The sequence below is a fragment of the Clostridium malenominatum genome, assembly GCF_039521365.1.
In the GTDB taxonomy this organism is placed as follows: Bacteria; Bacillota; Clostridia; order Clostridiales; family Clostridiaceae; genus Clostridium_AW; species Clostridium_AW malenominatum.
Genome location: NZ_BAAACF010000014.1, coordinates 24,457 through 37,249 on the forward strand (window position 1 = coordinate 24,457; position 12,793 = coordinate 37,249).

General features: G+C 27.9%; 9 protein-coding genes, 3 tRNA genes and 1 other annotated feature. All 12 genes read right to left on the reverse strand.

What is annotated here, in order from left to right; translation table 11 throughout:
• Positions 1-19: 19 nt before the first annotated feature.
• The gene (locus ABDZ69_RS17005) at positions 20-1,171 is read right to left on the reverse strand and encodes a DUF3798 domain-containing protein (RefSeq protein ID WP_343771613.1); all 1,152 of its coding nucleotides are present in this window, start codon (positions 1,169-1,171) and stop codon (positions 20-22) included.
• A 449-nt stretch (positions 1,172-1,620) separates the two neighbouring features.
• Positions 1,621-1,697, reverse strand: a tRNA-Arg gene (locus tag ABDZ69_RS17010).
• Between the two features lie 91 nt (positions 1,698-1,788).
• Positions 1,789-1,879, reverse strand: a tRNA-Ser gene (locus ABDZ69_RS17015).
• 32 nt (positions 1,880-1,911) lie between these two features.
• Positions 1,912-2,002, reverse strand: a tRNA-Ser gene (locus ABDZ69_RS17020).
• 109 nt (positions 2,003-2,111) lie between these two features.
• Entirely contained in the window at positions 2,112-3,389 is a 1,278-nt protein-coding gene (gene serS / locus ABDZ69_RS17025) for a serine--tRNA ligase (RefSeq protein WP_343771615.1), read from the reverse strand.
• Between the two features lie 47 nt (positions 3,390-3,436).
• Positions 3,437-3,635 (reverse strand) — a binding site (T-box leader).
• A 64-nt stretch (positions 3,636-3,699) separates the two neighbouring features.
• On the reverse strand, positions 3,700-3,954 hold the full coding sequence (locus tag ABDZ69_RS17030; protein ID WP_343771617.1) for a DUF1667 domain-containing protein: 255 nt from the start codon (positions 3,952-3,954) through the stop codon (positions 3,700-3,702).
• Positions 3,955-3,972: 18 nt separating this feature from the next.
• Positions 3,973-5,361 (reverse strand): NAD(P)/FAD-dependent oxidoreductase, encoded by a 1,389-nt coding sequence (locus tag ABDZ69_RS17035; RefSeq protein WP_343771619.1) that lies wholly within the window; start codon positions 5,359-5,361, stop codon positions 3,973-3,975.
• Positions 5,362-5,376: 15 nt separating this feature from the next.
• Complete coding sequence (locus ABDZ69_RS17040; RefSeq protein WP_343771620.1) at positions 5,377-7,608, reverse strand: hybrid sensor histidine kinase/response regulator; 2,232 nt, start codon at positions 7,606-7,608, stop codon at positions 5,377-5,379.
• Between the two features lie 114 nt (positions 7,609-7,722).
• The gene (locus tag ABDZ69_RS17045) at positions 7,723-10,395 is read right to left on the reverse strand and encodes a UPF0182 family protein (protein ID WP_425544673.1); all 2,673 of its coding nucleotides are present in this window, start codon (positions 10,393-10,395) and stop codon (positions 7,723-7,725) included.
• A 12-nt stretch (positions 10,396-10,407) separates the two neighbouring features.
• Positions 10,408-11,568, reverse strand: coding sequence for a DUF362 domain-containing protein (locus ABDZ69_RS17050; RefSeq protein WP_343771623.1), 1,161 nt, complete (start codon positions 11,566-11,568; stop codon positions 10,408-10,410).
• Positions 11,569-11,585: 17 nt separating this feature from the next.
• Positions 11,586-12,101: a transcription repressor NadR gene (locus ABDZ69_RS17055; protein ID WP_343771625.1), complete on the reverse strand. Its 516-nt coding sequence runs from the start codon at positions 12,099-12,101 to the stop codon at positions 11,586-11,588.
• A gap of 21 nt (positions 12,102-12,122) precedes the next feature.
• On the reverse strand, positions 12,123-12,620 hold the full coding sequence (locus ABDZ69_RS17060; protein WP_343771627.1) for an HD domain-containing protein: 498 nt from the start codon (positions 12,618-12,620) through the stop codon (positions 12,123-12,125).
• Positions 12,621-12,793 lie beyond the last annotated feature (173 nt).

Sequence of the window (12,793 nt, forward strand, 5' to 3'; positions counted from 1 at the left end):
CAACCTATATTTTTTATCTTTAGAAATCTATATAATCTGATAAAACTACATAGAAATTATTCAAATCTTGGTTAGTTTTTTCGTCTTTAAAAGTGTTAATCTGAATTGGTTTTCCTGCAACCTTCTTGCTTATCTCTTCTAACTTCGCTTTATCATTTTTATCTTTTATAGTTCCTTCTAAGTAAGCTTTAGCATATTCAACACCTGTTTCCACAAATAACATATTTACAGGTACTGGCCACGTTGAGAATCTTCCTTTTCCACCCTTTTCCTCTACCTTTTTCTTTGTTTCTTCTATAATGAAATTTAAATCACCCTTCTTTTCTTCTGGTATTTGTATACCAAGTGCTCCTGGGTATCCATGGTATGGTGAAGGACAACATTGTTGTGACATTATACCACCCTGTTCTAAAACTGCTTTAATTAAAGGTTCTTGCATAGAACAGTTTGTACTAAAGAAAGATGTATCTTTTCCGAACTCTTTAATCTTTCTTGGAACATCTTCTAATATAAATTGTTGCGCCCCTGGAACTCCAGCATCTCCTGTTGGGTCTGGTGCAGTAGCATCTACGAATTTAATTCCCTCTTCTTCACAAGTCTTTTTCAAAATATCTCTTCTCATAGCTAATAACTGATAAGACATATGTCTTGGGAAGGAATAGTGAACAAAGGTTTTAGCTCCTTGCTTTTTAGCTTGTTTAATTATAGCTGTACCCATTCCTAATTCATCAGCCTGTAAAACTACATCAGCTTTTGAAGCTATTATAGATGGATCCTCTCCTGGAACTCCTGCTATGAATAATATATCTTGTCTTTTTTCTTTAACTTTGTCTATAGCTGCAGAAGCACCTGGAACAGCCTGTACAAAAACTATAGCCTTAACATCTGGGTCTGCAGCTAAGCTTAAAGTATTAGCTATTGTAGTTTCTTGTTCCTTAGAAAAATTATCGGGATATGTTTGAAGAACTATCATATCTCCATATTTTTTCTTCATATTTTCAGCAGCTCTATATTCTTCTTCTCCCTGTGAAACTGTACCAGTAATAACACCAATCTTAAATTTAGACTTTTCAGTGTTACTTGCAGGTTGGCTATTGTTTTTACTACCGCATCCTACTGCAGTTATTGCTATAGCCCCTGATAGCAATATAGATAATAATCTTTTTTTCATAAATTAACCCCCTTAAAAATTTCCATGTAGAATATATAATTATAAATTTATAATTATTCATATTATATTAAGGAATATTTAAAATATCCATTAATTTCGATAATTATACAAATGCTCAAAAATGAATGTTTGGCAAACCAATATTTCATTATATATTTCCACGAACACATGTGAACGTTATATGCATACATATATTCATAATTTATTCACATTATACGCTATATATTACCATTTATCAAGCAGATTTTAGCACTTTTATTAAATTCAGACTAATGCAAGTTAGTTTTTACATTTATTTAATTATGAATTTTTTATCCTAATTTTCCATTTTTAGAATTAATGTTTTCTTGCATAAATATTAATTTGTTTTCATAAAGCCTCATAAATATTAGATATCTATTTTAAAACAAAATAAAAACCTCACAAATTTAACATTTGTGAGGCTTTTATGGTGCGCCGGAGAGGATTCGAACCCCCGACCAACTGGTTCGTAGCCAGCTACTCTATCCAACTGAGCTACCAGCGCATATTTAACATTAACATATTAACATATATGAATTAAAAAATCAATTAGATTAATTATAAAATGTAAAAAGCACCTAGATTTCTAGATGCTCTGGCGGAGAAAGAGGGATTTGAACCCTCGCGCCGGTTTCCCGACCTACGCCCTTAGCAGGGGCGCCTCTTCGGCCACTTGAGTATTTCTCCATGACCAAATTTACTTTATAAATAAAAAAAATTGGCGGAAAGACAGGGATTCGAACCCTGGGTGCGGTCACCCGCACGCCGGTTTTCAAGACCGGTGCCTTAAACCAACTCGACCATCTTTCCGTGTCTCATGACAAAATAAATTATATCAGTGATTGTTACTTATGTCAACAGTTTTTTGTTATTTATTTATGAGGTAAACTAGAAAGTTCTAGTTTACCTCTATTTATTTTTATTTTATTACTTCTACTCCACCTAAATAAGGTCTTAACGCTTCAGGAACTACAATACTTCCATCTTCTTGTTGGAAGTTTTCAAGTATAGCTGCTACAGTTCTTCCTACAGCAACACCAGATCCATTTAAAGTATGAACAAACTGTGGTTTATCCTTTGGATTCGCTTTAAATTTTATATTAGCACGTCTTGCTTGGAAGTCTTCAAAGTTACTACAGCTTGATATTTCAACATATCTATTATAACTAGGCATCCAAACCTCTATATCGTATTTAAAAGCCGCAGTAAACCCTAAATCACCTTTACATATCTTAACTATTCTGTACGGTAATCCTAGTCCTTGAAGTACACTTTCCGCATCTTTTGTTAATTTTTCTAATTCTTCATAAGAATTTTCTGGAGCTGCGAACTTCACAAGTTCTACTTTATTAAATTGATGTTGTCTTATAAGTCCTCTTGTGTCTCTACCTGCTGATCCAGCTTCTGCCCTAAAGCAAGCACTATATGCTACATGCTTTATAGGAAGTTCTTCTCCTTGTAATATTTCGTCTCTATATAAATTAGTTACTGGAACCTCTGCTGTTGGTATTAAAAAATAATCATCATTTGTTTTAAAAGCATCTTCTTCAAACTTAGGAAGCTGCCCTGTTCCTGTCATACTTTTCCTGTTTACCATATATGGTGGTAATATTTCAGTATATCCATTTTTATCAATATGAGTATCTAAAAAGTAGTTTATAATAGCTCTTTCAAGTCTAGCTCCTAAAGCTCTATAAACAGTGAATCTTGAACCAGTAATTTTTCCTGCTCTTTCAAAATCCAATATATCTAAGTTTGTTCCTAAATCCCAATGGGCTTTTGGTTCGAAGTTAAAGTTAGTAGGCTCTCCCCATCTTCTAATCTCTTCATTATCTTCATCTGTATTTCCATTTGGAACGTTTGGATTTGGTATATTTGGTATTCTTAGCATAATATACTCAATTTCTTCATCTATTTTAGATAATTCTTCATCTAATCCTTTTATTTTATCTGATAGCTCTTTCATTTCCGCCATTATACCATCTACGTTTTCTCCAGCCTTTTTTAGCTTCGGTATTTTAGCTGATTCCTCATTTCTTTTACCTTTTAAATTTTCTACTTCTACAAGTATAGACCTTCTTTTTTCATCTAACTCTATTACTCTATCGATTATAGTGATGTCAAAACCTTCACCTCTATCATTTAGAGCAATTTTAATTTCTTCTGGGTTATTTCTAATTCTTCTTAAGTCTAACATAATTTATCCTCCCTTTATTTTAAAATAAAAAAAGCCCTTCTCCCCTGTAAAGGGACGAAAGACTCCGTGTTGCCACCCTAATTGATTAGAAAAATCTAATCCTCTTTGTAAATATTAACGGTTTTTACCCGTACTGTTCATCACAGTCCCTCTAAGGTGGATTCTCAAAATAACTGGTACTGATTTACATCAACCATCAGCTCTCTAAAACCTTTATCTTGATACTAGCCTCTTCAACAGTTTTAAAACAAATATTAAATTCATAATTGTTAATAGATATTATATACATATATACTATATCTGTCAACTTCTAATACTGACTATGTTCAAAATTATTTATTTTATCTATATTTTTAGTACATATAATATCTACCCCAGTATTTAAAAGATTATGACAAAAAATATCTCCTATTTTTACCGGAGCACCTACATATAGCATACATAGTGATTTTGAACATTGAATCCATAATTTTTTATCTATAGGCTTGCTACTTTTAACAGGTACCACATTGCAATTTGCTCCTTTTATTCTGACTAAGGTTGTAAATATTTCTTTTTTGCTCATTTAAATGCACCTTCCAAGCTATTTTTGAAATTCTTTAATTCTAGATTTTAATATATTAGAATTTCTTAAATCGTTTACTATTTCAGTAGGTCTTTTGTTAGTTTCTCTTCCTAAAATAGAAACAATTTTATTAAAGCAATGGGCTCCTTTACAATTTCCAAAGGTTGCCCCAGTTCTTCTTTTTATTCCCTCAACAGTTCTTGCTCCTAGAGGCCTCCTTATAGCATCGATTATTTCACCCTCTGTAATGTTTTGACAAACACAAATTATATTACCATATTTTTTATTTACTTTAATTAGCTGATTTCTATCTTCATTAGAAAGCTCCCTGAAGTTATATACCTCTCTTCTCTTATCTATAAAGTCCTTTTTTAATTTACAATTAATATTACTTATAATTGTTTCACAAACCATCTTTCCTATTGAAGGAGTCATAGTTACTTGGCCATAATGCTTTCCAATAACCTTAATATATCCTTTATCAATTAAACTCTCATCTATTATAATTGTATCTTTATAATAAGGCCACTGATAAAAAGCATTTATTTTATTTTCATCTATTTGTCCTAGAAAGCTATTAAATTCTTTTAATGTATTTTCATATCCCACTGGTTCCTCAGTATTTAAAGCTAATATTATATTGCCTGGTACTGTAGGAATTATTCTCACATTCTCCGCTGAGTCTTTAATTGTAAATATTGTATTATTATAGTTAAATCTACAATCCTTTTCTAATAAAAAGAAGCTTAAGTTTCTTTTATCTTTATAACTTTTTTCTGTACTGTCAATACTATAATTTTGTCCTGGTGTAGTATTTATAACCATTTTACAAGTAAATTTATTTTTATTAGTTATAACTCTAAATCCTTTGGTAATTTTTTGAATATCTAAAACTTCTTCTTCTAATCTAAAATTCACACCATTATCAAAAGCAATTTCTCCATAAGCTAGAGCTAAATCATAAGGGCATACTACTCCTGTATTAGGAGAATATACTGCTTTTAAAACTTTTAAATTTAAATTAGGCTCTAATTCATAAACCTGGTTCTTATCTAAAATTCTTATATTTTTTACCCCTAGTTCTATGCCTCTTTTATATATTTCATTTACTTTTTCTTCACTAACCTCATCTTCTGCTACAATTAATGAGCCTTGTCTTTTAAAAGGAACTTTTAGTCTCTCTGATAGTTCATCAAACATTTCATTACCTATCATTTCAAGCTTAGCCATTAATGTATCATCACATTCACTTCCATCATAAACTACTGCTGAATTAATTAAAGCTACATCGTCAGCTATATCATAATCCTTTTCTATTAAAGCTATGTTCAGACTATACTTTGATAATTCGTAGGCTACAGCACATCCTATTATACCACCACCTAATATTAGTACATCGTAATCCATAAAAATTCATTCCCTTCAGTATAGAGTCTTATTTTTATATTTTATAAATATTTCTTTTAATTTTTCTTTATCGATTGGCTTAGATAATACTAAATCTACGTTTTCATTTCTATCTACTTCAAGTCCACCAAACCATCCAGTCATAAGACAGAAATAAACTTTTTTATTAAGTTTTTTAGCAATTTGGGCTACTTGAATTCCATTCATTCCCGGCATTGAATAATCACAGATTATTATATCATATTTTCTTCTTTTAAGTTCCTCTTCAATATTATCATTATCACAACTTTTTATTCTACAATCAATTATAGATTTAATCATATCAGAAATAACATTTCTAATTTGATTTTGATCATCTATAATAAGCATATTTCCATCAAAGTTAATAGCTTCTTCATTTGATTTCTTTTCCACTTCTGCTTCATTACAAATAGGTAAATTAATGTTAAAGCAAGTTCCCATATTTTCTTTGCTATCTATTTTAATTTCTCCACCATGATTTTGAATTATTTTATATGAAAGGCTTAGCCCTAATCCTGATCCTTTATTACCCTTAGTTGTAAAAAATGGTTCAAATAATCTTTTTAGAATTTCTTCGTTCATACCTATACCATTATCTCTTATTTTAATGAAAACCGTATTACCTATTTCCTCGGTAATTATTTCTATCTTCCCTTCATCTTTAATAGAATCTATAGCATTTCTAATTATATTTACAAATACTTCTCTTAATTCTGTGGCATTTCCTTTAACTTTAGATTTAGACTTTAAATCAAAGGAAACATCTATAAATATTCCATTTAAATTACTTTCAGTTAACCACTTACTTCTAGTCAAATCTATAGCATCTGTTAATATATCATCTATATAAAATACTTCTGTTTTATTTTTAATGTTTTTTCTTGTAAACATATTTACTTTATTAGCTATATTCATTCCATCATATGCACATATTTCAATTATTTTTAAATGTTTTACTATATTTTTATCTTCAATTTTATTATCCTTTAAAAGCTGAACGGAGCCAACTATAGGAGTTAACACGTTATTTATATCATGAGCTATACCCGCAGCCATTTCTCCCATAGCTCTAAGTTTTTCACTTTCGATTAGTTTATTCTGAAGCTCATAGTACTTACTTTGCTCATTTATAACGTGAAAGACCGTTCTACATAAAGGAGCTATTAAATCTATATCTTCTTTTGAAATTTTTCTTTCTCTCTCGTATCTTCCTACCCAAATTACCCCTTTAAAATTTTCATAATTGTCAACATATACTCCTAAGCAACTATTTATATATTCTTCCTTCTTAACCTTGTTTAATTCTTCAAGGTCTAAAAGAGATAAATCTATAAAAATAGTACTATTATACTTGATTATTTTTTCATTTATATTCATTTGATAATGAATAAACTCTCTATCATTTATCATATAATATTTATGTTTTTTTGTTAAACCAAAACTACTATCTAATCCAATAACATTTTCCTTTAGCTTATCTAATGTATATATTATGCAAAAATCTATATCGCATATATCCTTAAAATTATTAATAATTATATTCTTGAAAATATTTTTATCTAACGTTTTTGGTATGTTAGAAAATACATCATTAAACATTACTAGATTATTATTCTGATATTTTAATTCTGCGTTAGAATTCAAAATCCATAAAATTTTATCTATCTCTTTGTCACATTGAAAAACTATCTCCTTATTTCTATCTAATATAATTATATTAGAAAACATTAAACATAAATCTCTTAAAGACTTTGCATTATACTTATAGTTATTAATATAGATAATATTTTTTACTTTAACGTTAGAATATGAAATGATATTATTAGTACAATTAATTAATTTATCTAGCTTATTTAGCCTTCTTGCATAATTTTTAAAATCCCATATTACAGTAATCTTTTCTTTTGTCTTTGCCGTATAATTCAATATATCTAATAACTCTTTAGAGTTTACATTAAAATTTAAAGAATCATATATTCTAATGATTAATTTTTTGCTTTTTAAATTTTTAATAATTAAATCATATTCATTCAAAAAAATTTTTTCTAAATCTTTATATAAGTTTTCATCTGTAAATATTATAACTTTTTCTTTATTTAAAAGAGAATTGCATACAATTTCTTTTATAGAATTTGGGAGCATATTTATAGTAAAAGAGTCAGTATTCACATACATCATATTTTTATATAACTTATTCTCTATTTCTCTCTCCTCGTTACTTTTCATAATATACCTCTCAAAAACAATTTATATTTATATACAACTTCCACTGATTACATTCAACATTTTAATTAAAATTCCTTTTAATTATTACAAAAAATTAAACAAGATAGAATATTACTATTCTATCTTGTTTAACTTATCTAAAATATCCCCTAATGCTTTTATATAATTTCCATATTGTGACCAATCCCCATTCTTTTGAGCTTCTATGGCCTTTTCATAAATATCCTTTGCTTTTTTTATGTCGTTTAAATCCTTTATTTCTTCGTTGTTTTTTACTTCACTGTTTTCTTCTTTAAAATTAAAAAATTGTTCCATAGCTAAATCTAAGCTTTCTGCTAATACAACCTTATCCCCGTAAGATAATATTATTCGTTTTACTTCTGGAGCACTGTTTTTACCACTTGCTCTTAAATACATAGATTCTATATATAGTAATGAATTATTTAATGGTACTATAATAGTATCTCCAAATTGAACTTGAGAAACCTCAGTATTCCAAAGAGATAATTCCTTAGATATTGAAGGATCTTGCTTTAATTTTTGCTTAAAAAAGTATGGACTATATATGGTTTTATTTGCAGGCATTTTAAACATAATCATTTTACCATAATCTTCTCCATCCATCCTTGTACCTAATATAGAAGCCATAGTATTTCTGTTTTTCATATTAAAGTATTCTAAAACTACCATTTCAGTTTTATCTTCTCCCGGTAATCTCATAATTACATAAGGTGATTCATCAACTGTTTCTTTAGTCTGTACGGATTTTTCATTTTTAGATACTTCCCATAAATCATCTCCATTTAAAAATGCCATAGGATCTGTCATATGATATTTACCCAATACATTACATTGGATTTTAAATATATCTTCTGGATATTTAAAGTGTTCCTTAAAGCCTTCTGGTAAGCTACTTAAATCTTTAAATAAACTTTTAAAAATTTTAGTATAACTAATTATAATAGGATCACTTTTATCTACAATATAAAAATCCATATCTCCTTCACTAGCATCAATTATAACTTTTACTGAGTTTCTAATATAGTTAATATCTCCATGCGGTTGAGAATAAGGGTATCTATTTGATACTGTATAACCATCTATTATCCAATATAACTTTCCTTCATTAATTACCACATATGGATCCTTATCATATAATAAAAAAGGTGCTATTTTATTTACTCTTTCAATTATATTTCTATTAATTAATATTTTACTATTACTTGTAATATCTCTAGAAAACATAAAATTTAAGTTTCTTTCCTTAATTGCAAAAATTAATTTATTTAGGAATGTCATTTTAATTCCTGACTTACCATCATATTGATTGATTTGATTATCTCCACCATTTGGATAGTCAAATTCCTTTAAATTTGTATTTACTATAGCATAATCATTGGTTTTTTCTCCAAAGTAAATTCTAGGGTTCGTTAACTGTATATTAGTGCTATTTTCTGGTGGTATATTTTTAATAATAAAATCTGGTTGTCCCTCCTGAGTAACAGAGTTAACTTTACTCATAGAAATACCGTAACCATGGGTGTATATTAAATGCCTATTTTGCCATGTATTTGGTTCAATATTATCTAAATTTAATTCTCTAGGAGATATAAAAACCTGAGTATATTTTCCATTGATATTATATCTATCGATATCCATATCATTAAAAATATAGTAAGGTCTAATTGTTTCATATTGATTATAAAACTCTAATGCTGGCTCAAAAGCATTAATTCTTATATTGTCCATTATGTCTTTATTCTTTTTTATATCATTTATGGTTAAATCATTTTTTACATCATAATTTATTTCTTCAATATTATCTACATTAAATGCTTTTCTTGTGTAGGAAATATTATGTTTTATATAAGGTTCCTCAAGCTTCTTTTCATTAGATTTAACAATAAAATTTTGTACTAAATTAGAGGCTACTGTTTCACCTATAATTAGTGTAATTATACATATAGAACATATAATTATACCTTTTATTTTCTTCTTTATTATATTTATGAAAACTACAACAGCAGAAATTATACATGCAAGTATAATTAATTTATAAAATAAAAGTGTAATTTTTACGTCTGTATAACTAGCACCAAAAACTCCTCCTCTAGGGCTATAAACCAAATTCCAACTTCGTATAAAATAACCTGTAGATAACAATACCAAAATTAAAAATGAAAATATCGCTAATTGCTTTCCAGCAAAAATTGTAATTTTATTTCTCTCTTCTTTAATACTAGAAAACACTTCTTTGAAACTTCCATTATGAATACTATCTTTTAACATTAATATAAAATAAACAATTGCTGTTATTATAGCTAAAAATATTATTAATACCATCAAAGAGGTATAAATAGACTCTATAAGAGGTAATTTAAAAACATAAAAGGAAACATCCTTATTGAATACAGGATCTTTGATATTAAAATCTACCGAGTTGCTAAATTGAAGAATATAGTACCAATATTTGCTTGAAAATATATAAGAAATTAGTAAGGATATTAAACTATTGATACATGTAAATATTTTATTTTTAAATATATTTTTCATTTGAATTTTCTTTTTTGTAACTATGCTATAGTATATATAAATACATAAGAATACTATAATAAATGATGGAATCATTAACTTAGCTAACGCATTTATTCTCGCAAAATATATAGGTAAATATGAAACTTCATTATACCATTGTATATCTATTAGTACTTGGCATATGGTATTAATAAATAATACTATAAATGTTAACATAGTAATAAAAGTAATAAACAATACACTTTTTTTCAAATACTTCACCTTCTATTCATTCATACCTATTATTCTACCCAAGGTATTATATTTTAACTCTATAGCCCCAACAGGGCATAACTCTTGGCAGCAAAAACATCTTATACACTTAGACATATCCCACTTAGGTATATGTATTTTATTATTTTCTATCATTTCAATTGCTTTACGTTCCTCAGGACATACTTCTTTACATCTTTCGCAGCTTACACATTTATTCATAATAAGTGATGGATAAGGAGCTATCATTTCCCTTAAAAAATTATTCACTACAGGGCTTATAAAATAAAAATTTCCAGCTTTTCTACATAATTTAAAGTCATTTACTTTCATTTCCTCTATTTTCTTTCCAACTACTTGAATTTCATTTGGTAAAACTGCCCCCCATTTATAATCATAAGCTTCTTTTAAAACAGGAATATCTAGTGGATCGTTATATCCAATAAGCCTAACCCCAACAGAATCCACTGCTGTTAAGCTTTTTCCCATTATTAATGAGTTTAATTTATATGGATCACCACTTTTAGGTCCGTTACCTTGCATAGCCACTATTCCATCTAATATTGCAAAATCCGTTTGAACTAACGTATTTAAGTCTAATAACATTTTACAAAAGTTATTGGCATCTGGCATTCTGGTGTGCCAAGTAGCTTTTTGTGTACCAGGTATACACCCAAATTGATTTTTTACAGCTCCAGTATAATAAGCCATTCCATGAGTCTTTAGTTTTGGAAGAGTTATAAGCACATCTGATTCATATGCAATTTTTGCTACATTCCACGATTTGCATAGTATAGAATCATCTAATCTTACGTGAATAGATTCTGTAAAATCATCAAATTCTACTCCATACTTTAATGCTATATCCATTAATCCTGCCTTTTCTGCAGCCCTTCTTGATTCTCCAAATCCTGGTGAATCCCCAAAAATAATATTATATGTATAGTCCTTTAATACTCTAATAATTGCTTCAAAGACTACAAAATGAGTTATAACAATAGATCCTGGTGGTTCTGTTATTAGTAAATTAGGTTTTAATAACACTTTACTATTATAAGGAATAAGGTTTCTTATAAAGGTTTCTCCTCCTAATAAATTAAAACCTTCTCTTATTTTATCTTCTATTAATTGTACATTATATTCTTCACATTTTAATAAAGCAACCTTTTCCATATTGAATTTCCTTTCTGCTATTCTTCTACTAAGTAACCTTTTATTCTTAATTCCTTAATTATTTCATTCATTTGCTCTTCTTTCTCTGTCCAAATAGTATGTAAGTGTATTCCATTAGTTAAAATAAGTAATGGTTCTGCCTTATAATTATTAAATTTTTTTACAAAGTTATCTACATCATATAAATTTTTAATCATTAACATGGCTTTTATTTCACCATATAAAGGATGCTCAACAACTACATCCTTTATAACCCCTCCATATTTAACAATAATACTAAGTTCATCTTCTATCTCATTAGCATGGTGATGTAATGGCAGTATTTTGTAATATCCCTCTAATACCTCTTTATTAATAATATACCCTTCTGGAGTAGCTATAATGTCTATTCCCGTTGCTCTAAGTATTGCTATATCTTTTACAATAACTTGTCTCGTCACTCCTAGTTCATTAGATAATTTTTGCCCCTTTATTGGAGATGAATTAGCAGTTAAAAGTTTTATTATATATTCTCTTCTTTCCTCAGAATTCATTTCTATTTTATCTCCTTACATTCAATTAATCTCGTCACATTGCCTTAATATATTTAATTCCTCATTAATAATATTTCTATTATGATGATTTCTTATCGTATTTAAAAATTCCTTGTCATATTCCATATTCTTTAAAATATTATAACCTTCTTCTCCATGGTTGTAATATATATATATTTTTTTTATATTTGAATATTTTGCTATGCCACCTTTGGTTATTGAGTCTAAAAATACTAAAGCACATTTATCAATTATACTTAATTTACAATTAACCTTTCCTATATCATGTAAAAGCGATATTTTTATTAACCTATCCTTATTTATATCTTTATAATTAGCACATATCTTTTCCATACTTATAGCTACTCTAATAGAATGCTTTTGATCCTTTACTGATAATCTTTTAAACATATCTATTTCTATTTTATTTAAATACCTACATAAATAAATATAATCCTCTTTTTTCATCTTATTATCAAAAATGTAAAGAAAAAATTGTTTTACTCTATACATATTCATATATATTCTCCTTACATATATCTCTCTACCTTACATTTTAATATATTAACTACAATTTTCATACTAATATTTTATAAATAAAAAAAGTCTATGGTTATAATAAACCATAGACTTTTTGGTGGAGATAATGAGATTCGAACTCATGACCCCCTGCTTGCAAGGCAGGTGCTCTC